The organism is Bartonella phoceensis, from assembly GCF_902825145.1.
Lineage (GTDB): Bacteria > Pseudomonadota > Alphaproteobacteria > Rhizobiales > Rhizobiaceae > Bartonella > Bartonella phoceensis.
Map to the genome: position 1 here is coordinate 1 of NZ_CADEAD010000011.1, position 21,489 is coordinate 21,489.

A 21,489-nucleotide genomic window follows, 5' to 3' on the forward strand; every position below is an offset into this window, starting at 1 on the left:
GCCAGTTGGATAGCTTCCTCAGATGCAGCATCCTCAAGAGGCAGAGAGCAAGACTTTGGACCTGCTCCAGATGATGAGCCCATATACGCGTCTATTCCGGACACACCAATCGGCGCGACTGGCGGGGTAGCTTCCCCAAGAGGTAGAACGCCAGATTTGGGGCCTGATCCAGAGCAGGAGCCCATATACGAGTCTATTCCGGGCATACCAACCGGCGCGGTCGGCGGGGCAGCTTCTCCAAGAAGCAGAACGCCAGATTTGGGGCCTGATCCAGAGCAGGAGCCCATATACGAGTCTATTCCGGGCATACCAACCGGCGCGGTCGGCGGGGTAGCTTCTCCAAGAGGCAGAACGCCAGATTTGGGGCCTGATCCAGAGCAGGAGCCCATATACGAGTCTATTCCGGGCATACCAACCGGCGCGGTCGGCGGGGTAGCTTCTCCAAGAGGCAGAACGCCAGATTTGGGGCCTGATCCAGAGCAGGAGCCTATATACGAGTCTATTCCGGGCATACCAACCGGCGCGGTCGGCGGGGTAGCTCCCACAAGAGGCGGAGAGCCAGATTTGGGGCCTGCTCCAATCTTACCAGCCAGAGTGTCAGGTTTCTCAGATGGATCTGTTCGTCCAAAAGTACCATCGCGCCCCAAAATTATGAAACAAGCGGCTATAGAATCTGATTCAGAGAGTAGTTCTACCAAAACGTCAGATTTATCAGATAGACCTATTCGTCCAAAAGTACCACCGCGCCCCAAAATTATGAAACAAGCGGCTATAGAAGAAAGCCAAAAGGTGGCAGGAGAATCCACACATGCAGAGACTGGTTCAAAAAAATCACGCCACACAAAAGCCAAAAAGATATTTGGCTTTTGGCGTAAAAGAGATGAACATTCAGAAGGTCGTGGTCATCCTTCCCCTAGTCCATTAAAACCGCCGCGCGTAGACATTGCTTCTCCAAGTTTATCAGAAAGAGATCTGTTGTGTGCAGCATTTAGGGCAGAGATCAGACATTTGTGCAAGAGTATTTATGGCGATACGCATATTTTAGATCGACAACTAGAAGAAGCACAACGAAACCCGGCCAAGGCAGAAGTAACTGCAGTGTATGTTCTACATGATCCTAAAGCTATTGGTTCACTTTCTGGCTTCAGTGTATTGGGCATGAAAAGTAGCGCACGTAAAGCTGCTGAAAGAGACATTTTATTCTTATCGGAAGTCCTTAAGGGTTATGCGAATGCTCAAAAAAGTGCAAATGAGTTGCGAGAGCCGGTTAATGCTAAACAGCAATTAAAACCTCTCTCGAGGCAGGAAATGGACCGCCAAATTCGGACAAATCCAGAGGTTCAATATGCCCATACCAAAATCCAGGTTTTGTGTAAGCAGGTTTTTGGCACACGAGAAAGTTTGGATTTTAGACTGGAGGATGTACGAAAAATTCCTGGTATGGCAGATGAACTGATATGGCAAGTACAAAACTTTAATAGCTTTTTTGGCGGTTTAAGGGGTCAAACAATATGTGGTATAAAGACAAGTGCGCGAAAAGACGCTGAAAAGGCTCTTCCCATACTGTGTGAGAACATCAAAGAGTACGGAGAAAAAGTGGTAAAAGCAAAAGAGGACATTGTGCAAAGCCGTCAGAGCAGAGTAGAGCTCCACGATAAATTTTTGCAACGGTCCCAAAAATTGGAAAATCTACAAAAAGAGCGTTCTGGAATTGCCAAACAATCAGAACAGGAAGTACTGAAAACTCCTCAACAGAAATTTGCAACAAGACGACGTGCAATGAGTGCTTCTATCTAAGTATTATACAGAAGCTTTGGCTTTTAAACTTATCCCTCGGTGCAATCGTCCTATGGAGATTGCACCGTGTTTTGATATAGCTAATTGATAAAAATTTATAAAAAGAACGTACAAAAGTCATAAATGTCAATTACTTTTGCTACAAATAGCGCAAAGTTTGGGAGGTTATTCAAATTTAGCGCTCTTTTTTTGTAACAAAAGCAAAAGGGCAGAGAGTACACTAAAAGCAGCTTTCAGAGGTAAATATTCACTAAAGAAAGTTTGAAAGGAAATATCCATGACAAAAGAATTAAAAGGCCATCCTGGATCTCTCACACAAGAAGAAGAAAAAACGCGAAAGCATCCCTCAATAAATGAACAAGAAGTTCGTGCAAGACTGCAACGAGAATCAGAAAATTACTTTATTCCTGGTACAACAATTTTTAAAAACAAATACCATATTAAAGATGAAAAAGGATTCAGTGAGGCGTGTTTTCGTGATGCAAAAAAAGCAATGGATAAAATACGCGTAGCTGCGCCACCAGAGCAGCTTAATTCTGCCTATCTAAAAGAGCTTCACAAGCAAATGTTTTCCAAGGCATTTGAATGGGCTGGACATACACGTGATGAATCCTTTCCATTGCAAGATGGTAGCGTTGTTTCTATGGCCTTTCTGAAAAAAAAGGAATATAAAAAAGCCTTTGCTAGCGGCATAGACATACAAAAAGGACTTCAAAAATTAGATGAAATGCTCCTGACAAAAGAGGAGTTGCAAAGTTTAACACGTGAAGAATTCGTTACACATGCCACTCAAGTCATGGCGCATTTGCACTCTTTAAATGCTTTCAGAGAAGGAAATAGACGCACAACACAAATTTTCATGGAAAAACTTGGCCAAGCAGCAGGCCATGAGCTAGACTTTTCTCTTGTAACAAAAAAGCGCAAGGATGTTGTCCGTGCTGCAATCATGAACGACGACAATAACGAGCCTTTAAGGCATCTCCTTGACGATATCTCTAATCCAGAGAAACTGCTTGTTTTAAATGAATTTACCAATAGCATGAGAGAGCTTGGGCTTGATGAAAACAATTACCGTCTTGCTGTCGCTGCACAAGAGGGCCAAACCTATCAAGGTATCTATAGAGGCGCTGGACCTGATGGTTTCATGATGGACGTTAATGGAACTTTCGTCGTAGCACCTAAAAAACATCTCCCACCAGAGCAAGTAAAAACATTAAAAATTGGTGATCCCCTCTCCTTTACAGCACCTTCTGCTCAAGAAGCAGAAAAAGTGCTTCTTCCAAAAGAAAACGTTCCAGATCTTAGCAACGAGGAACTTGCTCAAAGGGTTTACGGACATCCCGTCATCGGAAGTCGCCTACGAAGAATCCACATTTTGTCTCAAGTTGTTTATGGCAAACAGCATGCACTGCAGCATGTACTTCCAAAGTTAGAAATTCCTGTGAATAACGATGCTCTTGCGAGAGCAGAAAGGTTTGCACGGGATGTTCAAGATCGCCCTCAGCGTCACCATAGAGTTCGTGGCTTTAGTATTTTTGGCCTTAAAAGTGGTGCGCGCCAACATGCCGCAGCAAACTTTTTGCCCCTTAGTCACGCCATTCTTGACTATCTATATGCTGTAAAAGATATAGAAAAGGAGATTCGAGAATCTCATGCTGCCGAACAACAACGTTGTGCAGAATCGGTAGAAACGCCTAGTGATATGATGCAAAATCTCTTTTTCCTGCCCGAACAGCAACAGAAAGAAATTTTATCAAGCTCTCATAACCTAAGACAAGAAGTAGAGAAGTATTACAAACATTTGAATGACCGTTTATCATCAAGCGATTGGAAACTTATAAATGAGAGATATTATTCAAAACTTGCTGAAGATCTTGGAACATCAGTAACTCAGGCGGGACAAATTGCCGCAGTTGCGAGGCAAACAAAAGAGCTCAATGATATTGTTCAACAGCAGCGTGACCTGAGTGTGCAGCAGGTACATGGTCTGCATCAATCTCCAACGAAAAGTGGTAGTGAAAAAGTTGCTGCCGTAAGCACAGCACAAATGAGTGAAGCGGCTACTGTCGTAAACACAACACCAATCATTCAAACAGCTTCTGTCATAAACACAGCAAAAACGAGCCAGACGGCTACTATAATAAATACAGGACAAATGAGTGAAAAGGCTGTTAGCACGAGTGCAACACAAACAGGCAAAGTTGTAGAATTGGACAAGCAAGGTAAAGCACCAGAAGAAAAAGTTCCGCAGTATAAACCTGGATATGTACGATGGGAAAGCGGCAGTGAAAAATCTGTTGAGACAAGTGCAAAAAAAGCGGAACAGGAGAAAATTGTAAGGCCGGTTGAACAAAGCAAAGCGCTAGAAGAAAAAGCTCGGCAGCGTCATGGAAGAAGTATGTCATTATGACCATACTTTAGGCTTTGTCTCTTCATCTGTTTCTATCGTACGATCATTTTTGTGAGTTGTACCGGGGGGGGGAAGTGTAATATTGGGAAAAATATTGGACAAAACATCCCCGTTGCTCGACTTAACGCATTGATAAAATGAATAATAAAATGAGCGTCCTTTTTTAGATAAAAAGCTACGAAGTCAAGAGGGGGTATGCACTGAAGAATCTTTCAAAGATAGATATTGAGGAAGCTTGAAAGGAAGTATCCATGACAAAAAACCAAACGCATCATTCCCTATCTATCACAGAGAAAAAATCAACAGCTTCCTCCCAGACAGTTGATGAAATAAGCGCAGCAGTGCAGAATTTTTTTTACAAAGATAAAGATACACTCAAAAATAAATATCTCCTTAAAGATAGGCATGCATTAAATAAACGATGTGCCCAAAATATAACACGAGTCATAGGAAAGTTACGTGCCGAATTCCCGCCAGAAAAAATTGATTCCTCTTATTTAAAATATATTCATTATAACTTCTTTAAAGATACGTTTGAATGGGCCGGACAGACCCGCCACAAACCTTTTCAATTCGCAGATGGAAGTGTTGCTTTTACACCTCTTATAAAAAAAAAGGAATTTAAGAATCCTTTTGCCCCCAGTGACCAGGTAGAAGATGGACTGAGAAATTTAGATCAAGCACTCGCCGAAAACAATTATTTAAAAGGTTTATCTCGCTCAGAATTTATTCAACACGCGGCGGGACTGATAATAAATTTGCAGTATCTGCATCCTTTCAGAGAAGGCAATGGACGCACAATACAATTTTTTGTTGAAAAGATTGCTGAGTCAGCGGGCTATCAGCTGGATTTTTCTCTTATGACAAAAAAACGTAAAACGCTTGCCAGTGTTGAAGCAATAGACAAGGGCAATCCAAAACCGATGCAACATTTGCTTGAGGATATCTCCAATCCTTCAAAAATATCTATTTTAAATGAATTCAGCCATGAAATGAGAAAGCTTGGACTTAAGGCAGAGAATTATCGTCCTGTTATTGTGGCACAAGACAATCAGACGTATCATGGTACCTATAGAGGCTGTGGATATTATGGCTTCATGATGGATGTTAATGGGATGTATGTTTTAGGAGATAGAAAAAATCTCTCACCAAAACAACTAGAGACATTAAAAATCGGTGACCACTTCACCTTTACAGCACCTCCCGCTCAAGACGCACAAAAAATTCTTATACCACAGCAAATATTAGCACCTCTCTCGAAAGAAGAGATTATTGAGAGGGTTCAAAACAATTCATTGATACAGGAATATAAAAAAAATATCGAGGCTTTGTGCAAAACTGTTTATGGCAGACCGTACATTTTACAGGGAAGGCTTCAGGACATTTATCAAAATCCTGATCTGGGAAATCAACTTGCATTTCAAATTTCTGGACATCCAGAGTCTTTTGCTAAGCTTGCTGGCCTTAAAATATGTGGCATAAAAAACCGTGCACGTATACGTGCTGAAGATACTGCTTTGTCTCTTGGCCGTATTCTTTTTGACTATGTACGTGTTCAAAAACAAGTAAAAAACAATGTTCTAAAGTCCCACTTTGTCGAGCAAAAACGCTGTCAAAAGCTGGTAGAAGTGCCTCCTAAACAGATAAAAGATTTATTCTGCATGCCTAAAGCGCAAAAACAAAAAGCTTTATCGGATTTTCCTGAACTAAGAAGACAGGTACAGGCTTATTTTAAAAAACTCAACGAACGTTTATCAACAAATGAGCGTAGTGCTATAGAGGAAAGGCATTATGCAAAAATTGCAGAGATTTTTGAAACATCAGTAGGCCAAGCAGAACAAATTGTAGAAATTTTCAGACAAACAAAAGAGATCTCCAGCATTATTCAACAGCAGTCTCGCGAGATGAATCAGCAGAAGAAACGTGAGGTGCCTTCATTTGTAGTGGAAAATGGGAGCAAAAAATCCGCTAAAGTCAGTGCAACACAAATGGAAGAAGAAAGAGTTGTAAAACTTGTCAGGAAAAACCAAACGGTACAAAAGCATAAAGCTAGATCTATGCAATGGGAAAACGATAACGAAAAATCTACTGGAGAAATTACAACGCAAATTCAAGAAGCAAATATTGTAAAGTTTTCTAGGCAAGCCAAAACGGCAGAAAAGCAAGAACAGCGTCGAACAAAATCTATGATACTATGATGGCATCATAAACTTTGGCTTTTAATCCGTTCCCGTACTTGCGACCATTTTTACAAATTATATCATGGAATGATATGTAAGATTAGAGAGTATATTGGACAAAACATCCCTCCCCTCATTTGACATAATTCATTAATAAAAATGAATAACAATTATAAACTAAAGATCAAATATACACCGAATAAGCTTTTGAAGATTGATATTGATACCGAGAAAGCTTGAAGGGAGATGTATATGACAAAAGAATTAAAAGGCCATCCTGGATCTCTCACACAAGAAGAAGAAAAAACGCGAAAGCATCCCCCAATAAATGAACATGAAGTTCGTGCAAGACTGCAAAGAGAATCAGAAAGTTACTTTATTTCTGGTACAACAATTTTTAAAAACAAATACCGTCTTAAAAATGAAAAAGAATTAAGTGAGGCGTGTTTTCGTGATGCAAAAAAAGCAATGGATAAAATACGCGTAGCTGCACCACCAGAGCGGCTTAGTTCTGCCTATCTAAAAGAGCTTCACGGGCAAATGTTTTCCAAGGCATTTGAATGGGCTGGACATACACGTGATGAATCCTTTCCATTGCAAGATGGTAGCGTTGTTTCTATGGCCTTTCTGAAAAAAAAGGAATATAAAAAAGCCTTTGCTAGCGGCATAGACATACAAAAAGGACTTCAAAAATTAGATGAAATGCTCCTGACAAAAGAGGAGTTGCAAAGTTTAACACGTGAAGAATTCGTTACACATGCCACTCAAGTCATGGCGCATTTGCACTCTTTAAATGCTTTCAGAGAAGGAAATAGACGCACAGCACAAATTTTCATGGAAAAACTTGGCCAAGCAGCAGGCCATGAGCTAGACTTTTCTCTTGTAACAAAAAAGCGCAAGGATGTTGTCCGTGCTGCAATCATGAACGACGACAATAACGAGCCTTTAAGGCATCTCCTTGACGATATCTCTAATCCAGAGAAACTGCTTGTTTTAAATGAATTTACCAATAGCATGAGAGAGCTTGGGCTTGATGAAGACAATTACCGTCTTGCTGTCGCTGCACAAGAGGGCCAAACCTATCAAGGTATCTATAGAGGCAGTGGAGCTGATGGTTTCATGATGGATGTTAATGGAACTTTCGTCGTAGCACCTAAAAAACATCTCCCACCAGAGCAAGTAAAAACATTAAAAATTGGTGATCCCCTCTCCTTTACAGCACCTTTTGCCCAAGAAGCGCAAAAAGTGCTTCTTCCAAAAGAAAACGTTCCAGATCTTAGCAACGAGGAACTTGCTCAAAGGGTTTACGAAAGTGCATTAGTTAAGAATAACATAAAAAAAATCGAAATTTTGTGTCCAGTTATTTATGGAGAAAAGCATGCTTTGCAAAATATACTCTCAAAATTTAAAGTTCCAATAACGCACGAAGATCTTAAGAAAGGAGAAAAGCTTGCGCGACGTATTGGAAAACGTCCCCAGTCCGTTTGTAAACTTCGTGGTGTTAGTGTCTTTGGCATTAAAAATGACATACGTCGCCATGCCGAAGAAAATTTTTTGCCCCTTAGTTGTGCTATTTCCCAGTATGTACATACTCTAAAACAAGCAGAAAAGAACACTCTAGAATCGCATTCTGCCGAACAACACCGTTGTGCAAAGTCGGTAGAAATGCCTAGTAAACAGATAAAAAATCTGTTTTTCATGTCCAAAGAAAAACGGCAAGAAATTTTATCAAGCTCTCCTGAATTAAGAAGAGAGGTAGAGAATTATTCCCAAAGACTCAATGAACGTTTATCATCAAGCGAATATAGAATTATAGAGAACAGACATTATGCAAGACTTGCTCAAGTCATTGGAACATCAGTAAATCATGCAGGAGAAATTGCTGTAGTCGCAAGACAAACAAGAGAGATTTACGATATTATTATTCAACAGAAGCATCGTGAAATGAATATACAGAGGAAACGTGATTTAAGTAAATCTCTAACAAAAACTGATAGTGAAAAATTTTCTGAAATAAGTGCAACAAAAATGAAAGGAAAGAAAATTCGACAGTGTTATGCAAGATCTATGACACTATAATCGTACCTTAAGCTTTGGCTTTTAATCTGATCCCGTAGTTCGACCATTTCTATGAATTTTACCATAGGATAATGTGTGATATTAAGAAAAGTATTGGGAAAATATCCTCCTTATTTGATTGAACGCACCAATAAGATGAAACAATAAAAATGATAAAGTAAAGGCGAAATATACATCAAAGAGGTTTTAAAAATAAATACTGATATTGCAAAAGCTTGAAAGGAAATATATATGAAAAAGGGACAAATGGGTGATTCTGCCTCTCTTGCGCAAATAGAGCTGCAAAAGCAGAGTTTAATAGATGGGTCGGGAACCCGTGAGAGACTGCAGAGACAATCTAAGAACTTTTTTTATCCTAATAGCAAAGTGTATAAAAATAAATATCGTATTATCAATCAGCAAAAATTGAATGAGGTTTATTCTCGTAATGCAAAAGAGATGATGGCGAGATTGCGCCTAGCATCTCCACCAGAACAGTTTAGTGCCTCCTATCTAAAAAGCCTTCACAAGCAAATCTTTTCTAATATTTTTGAATGGGCTGGGCATACGCGTGATGAAATCTTTATGTTCTCAGATGGGAGCGCTGCTTCTGCACCATTTCTGCGAAAAAAGGACTTTAAAAAAGCTTTTGCTGCCGGCAGAGAAATACAACAAGGTCTTCAACAGTTAGATGCTATGCTCCTTGGAAAAGATGCGTTGCAAAATTTAACACGCGAAGAGTTCGTTGAACATGTCTCTGAAGTCATGGCGCATTTGTACTCTTTAAATCCTTTCAAAGAAGGGAATAGATACGCAATACGACTTTTCGCTGAAAAAATTGGCCAAGCAGCAAACTGTGAACTAGATTTTTCTCTTATATCAAAAAGACGCAAGGCATTAGCCCGTTCTGAGGTGGTGGACTACGGAAATAAAGGGCCTTTAAAGCATATACTTGACGATCTCTCTGATCCAGAGAAAGTGATTGTTTTACGTGAATTTATCAATAACATGCGAGCGCTTGGGCTCGAGGACAAAAATTATCGTCCTACTTACGTAGCACAAGAGGGCCATACTTATCATGGTATCTATAGGGGCAGCGGAGCTGAAGGCTTCGTGATAGATGTTCATGGGACTCACGTCGTAGCAAGTAAAAAACATCTCGCACCAGAGCAAGTGAAGACATTAAAAATTGGTGATACCATCTCCTTTACCACACCTTCTGCTCAAGAAATGCAAAAAGTGCTTATTCCCGCAGAAAACATTCCAGATCTTAGCTATGCAGAACTTTCTCAAAGGGTTTACGACAGTGCATCAGTAAAAAATAGCATGAGAAATATCACAGTTTTGTCTAAGTTGGTTTATGGTAAAAAGGGCGCTTTAAAAGATGTACTGCCAAAATTTAAAATTCCAATAACGAGTGATGATCTTGAGGCCGGAGAAAAACTTGCACGGGCTATTGGAGAACGTCCTCAAAATTATGGTCATATTCGCGGCGTTAGTGTACTGGGTCTTAAAAGTAGCGCACGTCAACATGCTGAAGCAAATTTTTCAGCTCTCGGTTATGCCATTCTCGGTTATACATATGCTTTAAAACAAGCAGAAAGGGAGATTCTAGAAACTCACTTGCTCGAACAAAAACGCTGTGCAAAAGCCGTAGAACCGCCTAATAAACGGCTAAGCATTCTCTTTGTTATAGACGAAAATCACAAGCAAGAAGTTTTATCAAAGTCTCCTGGACTAAGAGTATACGTACAGGATTATTTCAAAAAGCTCAGTGAACGTTTACCACAAAGTGCACAGAAAGCTATAGAGAGCAGACATTATTCAAAACTTGCTGATATTATTGGAACATCAACAAGTCATGCGGTAGAAATTGGAGTAGTCTTCAAAGGGACAAAAGAGCTCCATGATATCATTCAACAGCAGCATCGTGAGATGAGTAAGCAGCAAAAACGTGATGTACGTCAATCTCCAACGAAAAGCGGTGGTGTAAAATCCGTTAAAATGAAAGAAAAAAACGCTGTAGAATGTAACAAACAAGACCAAAAGATCAAAGGGCATGTTCGACAACGTCGGACAAGATCTATGATGATGTGATTGTACCTTAAAAACTTTAGCTTTTAATTTACTCTCGTGATGCTTCATTTCTATAAGTTTCACGAAAGATTGTGTGTAATATTAGGGAAAATACGAGATAAAATATTTTCCCTTCATTCTGCATAACGCAAATATCTTTCCCCCTTCTTTGATCGAGCATAAAAAAACCACTCTTTTTACATAACTATTTGATAAAATTTAATAATATAAATGCAGAAAAGTTATAAAATTAAAGATGAAATATACAGCGGGACAGCTTTTAAAGATAAATATTGACATTGGGTAAGTTTGAAAGGAACTTTTTATGAAAAAAGAAAAAATAAATAATCCTACTCCTTCCACACCAATAGAATTGCAAGAGCGTCACCGCAAACTTGACCCAGAAGCCCTTAAAAAGCTGAAAATAGAGGCGCGACATTTCTATTATCCCCAAACTAAAGTCTATAAAAATAAATACCTTATTACCAATCAAAAAAAATTAGCTGAAGTATATTCTCGTGATACAAAACAAATGATGGCAGAACTGCGCGCAGCCCCCTTGCCAGAACAGTTTAATTCTTCTTATCTAAAAAACCTTCATAAGCAAATATTTTCCAAGGTATTTGAATGGGCTGGACATACACGCGATGAACCCTTTAAATTTGCAAATGGCAGCATTGCTGCTATGCCATCGCTGAAAAAAAAGGAATATAAAAAAGCTTTTGCTACTGGCACAGAAATACAACAAGGCCTTCAAAAATTAGATGAAATGCTCCTTACAAAAGATGAGTTGCGAAATTTAACACGTGAAGAGTTTGTTGAACATGCCTCTCAAGTCATGGCGCATTTGTACTCTTTAAATCCTTTCAGAGAAGGGAATAGACACACAGTACAACTTTTCGTTGAAAAACTTGGACAAGCAGCAGGCTGTGAGCTAGATTTTTCTCTTGTCTCAAAAAAACGCAAGGAACTTATCCGCTATGAGGCAGTAAACAACAACAATTCAGAGCCTATAAAGCGTCTCCTTGACGATATCTCTCATCCAGCTAGATCGCTTATTTTACGTGAATTCATCGATAGCATGAGAGAACTTGGGCTTGATGAAAAACATTATCATCCTGCTGTCGTTGCACAAGAGGGTCACACTTATCGTGGTATCTATAGGGGCAGTGGTGCTGAGGGCTTCATGGTGGACATTCACGGAACTTACGTCGTAGCACATAAAAAATATCTCGCACCAGAGCAAGTGAAAGCATTAAAAATTGGTGATCACCTCTCCTTTACAGCACCTCTTGCTCAAGAAGTGCAAAAAGTGCTTATTCCAGGAGAAAACGTTCCAGCTCTTAGCAACGAAGAACTTTCTCAAAGGGTTTACGAAAGTTCCCCAGTCCAAAACAGCATCAAGAAAATTGAATCTTTGTGTCAGATTGTTTATGGCAAACAGCATGCTCTGCAAGGTGTACTTTCAAAATTTAAAATTCCGATAACGCATGAAGATTTTAAGAGAGGCGAAAAGCTTGCACAGGATCTTGAAAAATTTCCTCAGCGTTATCATAAGCTTCGTGGTATTAATGTATGTGGCCTTAAAAGTGGTGCACGCCAACATGCCACAGAAAATTTTTTGCCGCTCGGTCATGCCATGTTCCAGTATATACATGCTCTAAAGCAAGTAGAAAAGGATATTCTAGAATCGCATTCTGCCGAACAGCAGCGCTGTACAAAATCGGTAGAAATGCCTAGTCGTCAGTTAAACAATCTATTTCTCTCATCCAAAGAGCAACAGAGAGAAACTTTATTAAGCTCTCCTGAACTAAGAGCAGAGATAGAGGATTATTTCCTAAAACTCAATGAACGTTTATCACCAAATGAGCATAAAGCTATAAATGAAAAAAATGATAGAGGACTTGCCAAAAGTCTTGGCATATCAATGAGTCAAACGGAAGAAATTACCACCGTCGTAAGACAAACAAAAGAGATCTACGATATTGTTCAACAACAGCATCGTGAAATGGATAAGCAAAAGGTACACGATGCACATCAATCTCTCGTGAAAAATGGCAGTGAACCAGCTGCTGCAATAAGCACAACACGAATGAAAGAAGAGAATATTGTAGAATTTACCAAGAAAAATAAACCGGTAGAAGAGCGGTTTATACAAAATCATCAAAAATCTATAGCACGCTAGTCGTACTTTAAGTTTTGTTTTTAAATCTGTTCTTGTGGTACAATCATTTCGTGGATTGTACCATAAGAAGAGATCTCAGGAAAAATATTCGATGAGATATCTCCATAATTTTACCTAGCTTATTGATAGAATAAGTTTTTTTCTTTAGAGAAAAGCTATAAAGGAAAGATGAAATACGTACCAAAGGGGTTTTGAAAGATAAATATTGATATTTAAAAAAGCTTGAAAGGAAAGATTCATGATAAAGAACCAGACGAACCACTCTGTATTTCCTAAAGAAGACGAAACAGCAAAAATCCCTCAAGCAGTTGATACAATAGACCATACAGCAGCAAGTTTAGCATTGCAGAATTTCTTTTATACCGAGAACACAGTACTCAAAAATAAGCGTGGTATCAAAGAATCAGGTGCGTTCAAAGAGCAATGTACCCGTGATATAGAGGCAGCAAAAACAAAACTGCATTGTGAACCTTTACCAAAAAAGTTTGATTCTCACTATCTGCGACATATTCACCATAATTTCTTTAAAGATATGTTTGAATGGGCTGGTTGTTCGCGTGAATCTCCCTTTACATTTGCAGATGGGAATACCGCCTCTGCACCATTTTTAAAAAAAAATAAATTTAAAAAGCCTTTTGCTAGCGGAGAAGAAATAGAGAAAAAACTCGATGAAATAGATAAAATGATTGCGGAAAAGAATAATTTACAAAATCTAAGCCGCGAAGAGTTCGTGAAACATGCAGCTGAAATAATGCTCAGTTTGCACTATACACATCCTTTCGTAGCAGGCAGTATACCTGTTATACAATATTTCGTTGAAAAACTCGGACAAGCAGCAAAACATCCTCTCGATTTTTCTCTTCTAACACGAAAGCGTGAGGATCTTGCCTACACTGCAGCAATAAACGAGGGCAATAAAGAACCGATGATGCATTTGCTTGAGGATATCTCAAATCCAAGCAAGTCACTTCTTTTAAGTGAATTTACCACTGAAATGAAAAGACTTGGACTTCATGAAGAAAATTATCGTCCTGCTGTCGTTGCACAAGACGGTCATATTTATCGTGGTATCTATAGGGGCTGCGGGGAAAAAGGCTTCATGGTGGATGTTAATGGGACTCTCGTCTTAGGACATAAAAATGATCTTTCACCAAGACAATTGCATAAGTTAAAAATTGGTGATTCCTTCACTTTTACGGCACCCTTACCTCAAAAATTACAGAAATTTCTTATCCCAGAGAAAATATTAGCCCCTCTCTCGCAAAAGGAAGTTTTTGATGCGATTGAAGGGAATGAATTAATACAACGCCATAAAAGCAGAATAGCAGATTTGTGTAAAACTGTTTATGGCAAAGAGCATGTTTTAGAGGACAAGCTTAGAGACATTAATCAAAATCCCAGTAATGGATACCAAATTGTAACACAAATGCATCAATCTATGAGGTCTCTCTCTAGGCTTGCTGGTTTCGAAATATGTGGCATAAGAAATAGAGCACGTACGCTTGCTGAAGAAGAGCTTTCTGAGTTGAAATTGGAGCTCTGTTTTTATGCAAATGCTACACTAGACTTAGAAAGAGATCTTCTTAGAAAACATTTTGATGAACAAAAACGCTGTAAACAGCCGATAGAAATGCCTAGCAAAAAGATACAAGATCTATTTTGTCTATCAAACACAGAGCAGAGAAAGGCTTTATTAACCTCTCCTGAGCTAGAAAAGCAAGTGGCAAATTATTTCCAAAAACTTAAGGGACGTTTATTACCAAGCGAGTGTCAAGCTATACAACAAAGAGATCATACAAAACTTGCTGAAAGCCTTAACATATCGGTACATCAAGCAGAACAAGTTGCAGAATGCTTTCAACAAATAGAAAAGATCAATCTTAATATTGAGCATGTTCGTATGTCTAAAACCTTTTTAGAACGCGGTACGCCACCCCATACAGTGAGAATACGCGAATTGTATGAGACATCTTCTCCTGGTGGCAAAACCGATAAGGGACTATCGTTTAAAGTATATGAACTTTCACCGCGCGGTAGAAAAAGAGCAAGCACAATGCAAGAAAAGTACGATCAAGAAAAACAAGCAGATTCTCATGCTAGGATGTGTAAAGATAAGCCCCTACGAGTAAAAGCTGCATTTAAAAATCTTACTTTTTAGTTTTTTCTCAAACTGGATCCATAGCCTTTCAATGGCTCTCCTCCATCGGTTCTCTCTCTTCAAAAAAGAGGACAGATGGATGTGTGTTTATAGGGTTGTCGACGCTGCATATGCAAAGGGGATGTGATAAGCAATATGCACTGAAATAGAAACAACATATTGATACGCCTAAGAAGTACCCTCCATAGTTTTAAACATTCCAGATCCTGGTATAAAAATATAGACAAATTCTTTAATCCTCATAAACACTCTAAACTCTAAAAAGTCGAATTTCCACTTTTTAAAGTTAATGTATGAAAAAAGACATTTAACAATCAGATATATTTTGTTACGCTAATGGGTACTCTCCAGTGAAAGGCTATAAAGAAGAAAAGAGACACCTTATGTGTAACATCGTAAAAAAAATGCAAGGGAGCGTCAACATAGACACTATCAACGCACCCGCTTTCCCAAGATCTTTTTTCTTCGTTCCATTGCTCCATATACTTAATTTATAAGTACAAATACTGTTTTATAAAAGCAATAGAAGCTATTCTGTAGAAGAAACGAGTATAATTTAAAACTTTTCATACACACTTATTGACAGCAGAACAAACACAGTCGTACAACACTTAAAAAATATGTTCTTTATTAACATAATGGTCAGTTTTTTATGTTCTAAAAGAGATTTTATGAATAGCCTCTCCTTGTGACAAACCTGATATATCTTTATGACCTTGATTAAAAAGTTTGCAACTGTTGCTTCTGGAACTCTTATGAGCCGTATTTTTGGCTTTGTACGCGAAATGTTGATGGCGGCAGCTCTTGGAACGGGTCCTGTTTCCGACGCATTCAATGCAGCTTTCCGTTTTCCCAACACATTTCGTCGTTTTTTTGCTGAAGGCGCCTTTAATGCGGCTTTCGTTCCTCTTTTTGCAAAAAAAATCACTGAAGATGGTCAAGAGACCGCATGCAAATTCGCCGAAGAGGTCTTCGGCGTTCTCTTTTCGCTCCTGTTACTTTTAACCATCGCCATGGAATTAAGTATGCCTTTTTTAGTACGCACAATCATTGCACCAGGTTTTACAGAGGATACCACAAAATTTAATGCGACAATTCATTTTACTGCAATCATGTTTCCCTATTTAACATGCATGTCTTTAGCCGCAATGATGGGCGGAATGTTGAATGCCTTACGGCGTTATTTTGTCGCAGCTATTGCGCCTCTTTTTCTGAATATACTTTTGATTGGCATCCTTGCCTATGCTTGGCTATATAATCTTGATGCTTGGCATATCGGCCTCAATCTTTCCTGGGGAGTCTTAGCAGCAGGCATTCTCCAACTCACCTTAATTTCTGTTGCTCTGCGTCAAAGTGGCATGAAAATTTTCCTCCGCCGTCCCCATTTGGGTGCCAATGTTCGCAAGCTTCTCACTTTAGCCTTCCCTGCCGCCATCACGGGAGGCATTACGCAAATCAATTTGCTCATCAATACCAATATTGCATCCAGCCAATCGGGTGCCGTATCCTCTTTGATGTATGCTGATCGTCTTTACCAACTACCACTAGGCGTGATAGCGATTGCCATTGCAACTATTCTTTTGCCAGAATTAACAAGAACTCTACGCAGCAAAAATCGTAAGAAAACATATGATTTGCAAAACCGCTCCATTGAATTAACTCTATTGTTAACGCTACCGGCATCCGTTGTCTTTTTGCTGCTTTCCGCTCCTGTTGTTAGTTTACTTTTTGAGCGCGGACAATTCACCAGTGAATCAACCCGCCATGTTGCACAATTACTGGAACTTTATGGGCTAGGACTTCCTGCTTTTGTATTAATTAAAATCTTTATTCCTAATTTCTTTGCCCATGAAGATACAAAAACACCGATGATTTTAACAAGCATTTGTGTTTTCATTAATATCAGTCTTGCTTTAACATTATTTCCAACTTTATCAACACGAGGTATTGTCATTGCAGAAATTACCTCTGGATGGGTTAATACTCTTTTGCTTTGTGGTATCCTCATCAAACGCGATTATTGGAAATATGATACACAACTAATAAAACGCATTCTATGTCTGATAATCGTGACTGTTTTGAGTGCGATAGCCCTTCATTATCTGCTTAATGTGCTTGGTTTTTTGTCTTTTCCCTTATCCTCACAAGCATCGTTTTTCTTGCGTGCTCTTACCTTGAGCGGAATAATACTTGCCTTATTTCTTATATATTTCAGCGCCTATTTTTTACTTGATACGCGTTCTTTCTTCCGTACTCTTAAAAACTTCAAAAAGCACCTCTAATATTTTATCTTGCTTTCAGAAAAACGCTTTGTCACAAAAGACAAAACAAATAACTTATACTTAAGAAAGAATTTTCCTATGGATACCTTTACACCGCTTGTTTTTTCCGGCGTACAACCGAGTGGTAACTTACATCTTGGCAATTATCTTGGCGCCATCAAACATTGGGTTGAATTGCAAAAATCTTATCACTGTCTGTATTGCGTTGTTGACATGCATGCACTCACAGTAAACCCCGACCCTCTTACCTTAATGGACTCGACAAGAGCAGTCACAGCAGCTTTTTTAGCAGCAGGTATTGATCCTCAACAACACATTATTTTCAACCAATCTCGTGTTTTTCAACATGCTGAACTTGCATGGATTTTCAATTGTATCGTCCGTATTGGTTGGCTCCAACGCATGACCCAGTTTAAAGATAAAGCAGGAAAAGATCGTGAAAAAGCATCCCTTGGGCTTTTTGCTTATCCAAGTCTGATGGCTGCCGATATTTTACTCTATCGTGCCACGCATGTTCCAGTGGGTGAAGATCAAAAACAGCATGTTGAACTCACACGCGATATTGCGCAAAAATTCAATAACGATTATGCTGACCGCATTGCAGAACTAAATTTTGGTGTTTCAATGCAAATGGGTGAAGAAAAGAGACAAGGCTTTTTCCCAATGCCAGAAGCACTGATAGGCGAGACGGCCATGCGCATTATGTCGTTACGCGATGGTACAAAAAAGATGTCAAAATCGGATGTGTCAGATTTCTCACGCATTAATTTGACCGATGATGCTGATCTTATTGCTAAAAAAATACGCAAAGCGAAAACGGACTCCGCCCCTCTTCCTGACACACTGACCAGTCTCGAAGAACGACCAGAGATCGACAATCTTCTTGGTATTTACGCCGCCTTTGCACAGGTGAGCAAAGAAAAAGCGCTTTCAGAGTTTTCAGGGCAACAATTTTCGCTGTTTAAAACGGCCTTAGCGGACCTTGTTGTCCATAAGCTTGCCCCCATAACAGAGGAACTTCGTCGATTGCATCAAGAAAATGCTTATATTGACTCTGTTTTGCATGATGGCGCACAGCGTGCCAGTGCATTAGCAGAAAACAATATGAAAAAAATCCGTGAAATTGTTGGATTTTTGCATGAAACATGAAACAATAAAGCGAATGGCAAAAAGGACGCGAGAATACTTCTTATAGGACACACACAATGCCCTTATATACAAATGGACGACGCATAAACACTTATTTTTCTAAGGATGGTATGCGTTATATACGGCCAGTTCCAGAAGCAGCGTATAATTTTTATATTGAATTAACAGTGTTTGCTGAGAAAAATGTTCATAATCCGCTTCCAGTATTTATAAAACAAAAGAGTGGTGCAAGTATTAGACCGAACAAGGAAAATAGTTCAGAAGCATTCTATATCAATTACGAAGACAAATCTAAAGTTCTTAAAAGCTTTGACACGATTGAATCTGCATTTAAAAATGAATATGGATTGCAACAGCTTTTAAATGATAGAGTATCTCAAGGTGTTGATTATGATAACGATAATATTTATAATCTTGCAAAAAAGTTAATTCATGCAGCGATTAACAATGAAAATACACCGTTACAACCTACACAGATTATCTCTATACCTGATATAAGAAACATCAGTTTAAGTGAGAATGATTATCGATGTGCCATCGGTACGCTTAAATGCGCTGTTGAGTTGTTACTATTTAAAAGTCATCTGTATAATGCTGGTTATTTAGCGACAACTTGTCCAAAAAGAGATCTCATTTTTATATTTGTAGCCAACGCACAGGTATCTAATAATTCACATTCTGCCGGATTAGATGTTGAACCACTGAAATTTAGGAGCTTTGGTGAAGAAAACGAAGATGTCATTGGGTTAGCATTAAGCTCTAAAGCAATTTCTCTATATGATACGAAAAGAAAGGTGAGCAGCAATCTTAATGTAAGCACTCTATTTTTAGAAAACTTTTTTGTGTAGAGCAATTAATGACATTTAGCGCATCTGAAGTAATGCTTGTGTTTAAAGCAGAGGATAAAAGTAAAAGATAATCGACACTTGAAATATCACAGTTTAAACGACATATGGAATTAGAAAAGGAAGTATAAACTAAAGATATAAATGAAGAAAAATGAGAAGATTACGAATTTTCTGGAAAAGATGATGGTATTATACAATTATATCAGCCGTATGAATTTAAAAGATATGAAGATTCAAGCTATAATATGCTTTCATAATACTTTCTTTGAAAGATTTTCTCATTCAATTTTTTCTCCAAAATTGCGGTATCTGAGAAATTTTATTGTAACGCTATAAAAAGCACTTTTCTTGAGATATTTTAACAAAATTGATTTGAAATATTTTCACCAAAAATAGAGAAAAACCATGGTCTCTAAGCGAAAAACTCCAAAAACAGATTACAAGCGGAAAATTTTAGTGATTATTGATGAAACACCAGAATGTCGGCGTGCTGTTGCTTTTGCCGCACAGCATGCTAAAAATACCAATAGGACATTGGTATTACTCTGTGTTGTTGATAGCATAGAATTTCAACATTTTTTGGGTGTAAACGACATCATGCGAACGGAATCAACGCAAACTGCTCATAAAGTATTGCGTAAAATTGCAAATGAGGTACGCACCACCCATGCCCTCAAAACACAAATTATTATACGTGAAGGTAAAACAATTGATGAAATTTCCAAACTGATTGACGAAGATAAAGAGATTGCTCTCATTGTTTTAGCGGCGAGTGAACATGCCGATGGACCAGGACCACTTATTCAATTAATTGGTAATCGAGGCGCAGCTTTTTCCATTCCTGTCACCGTCATTCCGAGCAATATTGCTGATGAGGATATTAAATCGATTGCTTAAACAATCTTAGAATACAATACAATGACCTCACCTATCCTTGAAAACAAAAGGAGTCTCTATGTTTATTCAAACTGAAGCCACACCAAACCCTGCAACACTTAAATTTTTGCCAGGCCGTGTGGTTCTTTCCGAGGGCGTGTTAGAATTTCGTGATGGTGAAGAAGCTGCTAAAAATTCACCTTTAGCTGCGAAACTGTTTAATATTCCAAACGTTAATGGTGTTTTTTTGGGCTATGATTTCATCACCGTGAGCAAAAAAGAAGGGGAATGGCAACATCTTAAACCTGTCATTCTAGGCACGATTATGGAACATTTTCTCTCCGGTGATCCGGTTATCACCACCAACGCCACAACTCGCGCGCAAACCCACGCCCTTAACGAAGAATTTTATGATGAAAAAGACGCTGATATCGTTTTAACAATTAAGGAGCTTCTTGAAACACGTATTCGTCCAGCTGTTGCCAATGATGGAGGAGATATTACTTTTCGTGGCTTTGAAAACGGTATTGTTTATCTCAATATGCGGGGCGCTTGTGCTGGATGCCCCTCTTCAACCGCAACGCTCAAACACGGTATTGAGAATCTTTTACGCCATTTTATTCCAGAAGTTTTAGGTGTTGAAGCCATGCCGCAATAAATAAAACAATAAAAGCGATATCTTCCAAAACACCAACACACTTTACGCGCCTCTCTCCAACATACACGGAAAAAAGACATGCCACAGGTGCAAAAACATTTCTGCAAAGAGAATGCCCTACAAGCTACATGAGACCAATATATCAGATCACCTCAACATCCACCACCAAGGCAGATTTTTTAAGAGAATTTTAAAAAACCCCCTCCGCCCTGAAAAAGTACCACCGGCTCGGCAAATGCGTTTGAAAAAACAAAAACTGCTTTATACACTGTAGAGCAACTTAAATTTTCTTAACAAACTCTGACTTTAGACCAATTTGACCAATCCCAGGGATCTTACAGTCAATATTATGATCTCCATCCACGAGGCGAATATTTTTCACCTTCGTACCACTTTTGAGAACGGATGCGGCACCTTTTATTTTCAGATTTTTCACCACCATAACACTATCTCCATTTGTCAAAATCTGACCATTGGCATCATAAACGATATCATCAGAAATAAGCTCTTCACTCTTTTGTGGCCACACATGTGCGCATTCAGGACAGACGAAATTTCCCCCCTCTTCGTATGTATAAAGGCCACCACAGTGAGGGCATTGAGGATATTGGTTCATACATTCTCTCTTTTGTGTTCAAGAAAAGCCATTTCTTTAAGTTTTCATAGAGCAAGAGATCCTCATTGTCCATTGTTGCATGAAAAACAGAGTTGTTTTTTTAACTTATCTCCTCTCCCCGTGAGAGGCTACCACTTTCTCTCACCGCTCTCAAGAGCGATGTTTCATAGGCTGCACAGGCAAACGCTGCACTCAA

General features: G+C 38.9%; 13 protein-coding genes. 12 read left to right on the forward strand and 1 reads right to left on the reverse strand.

Annotated features, from left to right (window positions below; genetic code table 11):
• From J7R07_RS07470 to J7R07_RS07525, 12 genes are all read left to right on the forward strand, one after another.
• Positions 1-1,797, forward strand: a 1,797-nt coding sequence (locus J7R07_RS07470) for a BID domain-containing T4SS effector (protein ID WP_208436245.1), incomplete at its 5' end; no start/stop codon positions are given.
• Between the two features lie 277 nt (positions 1,798-2,074).
• A complete protein-coding gene (locus tag J7R07_RS07475) occupies positions 2,075-4,207 on the forward strand; it encodes a BID domain-containing T4SS effector (RefSeq protein WP_208436246.1) in 2,133 nt (710 codons plus the stop codon).
• Between the two features lie 251 nt (positions 4,208-4,458).
• Positions 4,459-6,405: a BID domain-containing T4SS effector gene (locus tag J7R07_RS07480; protein ID WP_208436247.1), complete on the forward strand. Its 1,947-nt coding sequence runs from the start codon at positions 4,459-4,461 to the stop codon at positions 6,403-6,405.
• A gap of 234 nt (positions 6,406-6,639) precedes the next feature.
• Positions 6,640-8,466: a BID domain-containing T4SS effector gene (locus J7R07_RS07485; protein ID WP_208436248.1), complete on the forward strand. Its 1,827-nt coding sequence runs from the start codon at positions 6,640-6,642 to the stop codon at positions 8,464-8,466.
• A 231-nt stretch (positions 8,467-8,697) separates the two neighbouring features.
• Positions 8,698-10,542: a BID domain-containing T4SS effector gene (locus J7R07_RS07490; RefSeq protein WP_208436249.1), complete on the forward strand. Its 1,845-nt coding sequence runs from the start codon at positions 8,698-8,700 to the stop codon at positions 10,540-10,542.
• Between the two features lie 304 nt (positions 10,543-10,846).
• Positions 10,847-12,706, forward strand: coding sequence for a BID domain-containing T4SS effector (locus J7R07_RS07495; RefSeq protein ID WP_208436250.1), 1,860 nt, complete (start codon positions 10,847-10,849; stop codon positions 12,704-12,706).
• A gap of 238 nt (positions 12,707-12,944) precedes the next feature.
• On the forward strand, positions 12,945-14,864 hold the full coding sequence (locus J7R07_RS07500) for a BID domain-containing T4SS effector (RefSeq protein WP_208436251.1): 1,920 nt from the start codon (positions 12,945-12,947) through the stop codon (positions 14,862-14,864).
• Positions 14,865-15,574: 710 nt separating this feature from the next.
• Positions 15,575-17,146, forward strand: a complete 1,572-nt coding sequence (gene murJ, locus J7R07_RS07505; RefSeq protein ID WP_208436252.1) for a murein biosynthesis integral membrane protein MurJ — start codon at positions 15,575-15,577, stop codon at positions 17,144-17,146.
• A gap of 78 nt (positions 17,147-17,224) precedes the next feature.
• On the forward strand, positions 17,225-18,295 hold the full coding sequence (gene trpS / locus J7R07_RS07510; protein WP_208436253.1) for a tryptophan--tRNA ligase: 1,071 nt from the start codon (positions 17,225-17,227) through the stop codon (positions 18,293-18,295).
• Between the two features lie 56 nt (positions 18,296-18,351).
• Positions 18,352-19,143 (forward strand): hypothetical protein, encoded by a 792-nt coding sequence (locus J7R07_RS07515; RefSeq protein WP_246464875.1) that lies wholly within the window; start codon positions 18,352-18,354, stop codon positions 19,141-19,143.
• 405 nt (positions 19,144-19,548) lie between these two features.
• Positions 19,549-20,040 carry a universal stress protein gene (locus J7R07_RS07520; protein WP_208436254.1) on the forward strand — a complete coding sequence of 164 codons (492 nt, stop codon included), beginning with the start codon at positions 19,549-19,551 and terminating at the stop codon, positions 20,038-20,040.
• Between the two features lie 58 nt (positions 20,041-20,098).
• A complete protein-coding gene (locus tag J7R07_RS07525; protein ID WP_208436255.1) occupies positions 20,099-20,677 on the forward strand; it encodes a NifU family protein in 579 nt (192 codons plus the stop codon).
• A gap of 280 nt (positions 20,678-20,957) precedes the next feature.
• Here J7R07_RS07525 and J7R07_RS07530 read toward each other — a convergent pair whose 3' ends face one another.
• Positions 20,958-21,293: a zinc ribbon domain-containing protein YjdM gene (locus tag J7R07_RS07530; RefSeq protein WP_208436256.1), complete on the reverse strand. Its 336-nt coding sequence runs from the start codon at positions 21,291-21,293 to the stop codon at positions 20,958-20,960.
• Positions 21,294-21,489: the final 196 nt, after the last annotated feature.

Excerpts from the sequence above, each read along its gene's own strand:
- J7R07_RS07475 (WP_208436246.1), top strand. The coding sequence starts at position 2,075 with ATGACAAAAGAATTAAAAGGCCATCCTGGATCTCTCACACAAGAAGAA.
- J7R07_RS07480 (WP_208436247.1), top strand. The coding sequence starts at position 4,459 with ATGACAAAAAACCAAACGCATCATTCCCTATCTATCACAGAGAAAAAA.
- J7R07_RS07485 (WP_208436248.1), top strand. The coding sequence starts at position 6,640 with ATGACAAAAGAATTAAAAGGCCATCCTGGATCTCTCACACAAGAAGAA.
- J7R07_RS07490 (WP_208436249.1), top strand. The coding sequence starts at position 8,698 with ATGAAAAAGGGACAAATGGGTGATTCTGCCTCTCTTGCGCAAATAGAG.
- J7R07_RS07495 (WP_208436250.1), top strand. The coding sequence starts at position 10,847 with ATGAAAAAAGAAAAAATAAATAATCCTACTCCTTCCACACCAATAGAA.
- J7R07_RS07500 (WP_208436251.1), top strand. The coding sequence starts at position 12,945 with ATGATAAAGAACCAGACGAACCACTCTGTATTTCCTAAAGAAGACGAA.
- murJ (WP_208436252.1), top strand. The coding sequence starts at position 15,575 with ATGACCTTGATTAAAAAGTTTGCAACTGTTGCTTCTGGAACTCTTATG.
- trpS (WP_208436253.1), top strand. The coding sequence starts at position 17,225 with ATGGATACCTTTACACCGCTTGTTTTTTCCGGCGTACAACCGAGTGGT.
- J7R07_RS07515 (WP_246464875.1), top strand. The coding sequence starts at position 18,352 with ATGCCCTTATATACAAATGGACGACGCATAAACACTTATTTTTCTAAG.
- J7R07_RS07520 (WP_208436254.1), top strand. The coding sequence starts at position 19,549 with ATGGTCTCTAAGCGAAAAACTCCAAAAACAGATTACAAGCGGAAAATT.
- J7R07_RS07525 (WP_208436255.1), top strand. The coding sequence starts at position 20,099 with ATGTTTATTCAAACTGAAGCCACACCAAACCCTGCAACACTTAAATTT.
- J7R07_RS07530 (WP_208436256.1), bottom strand. The coding sequence starts at position 21,293 with ATGAACCAATATCCTCAATGCCCTCACTGTGGTGGCCTTTATACATAC.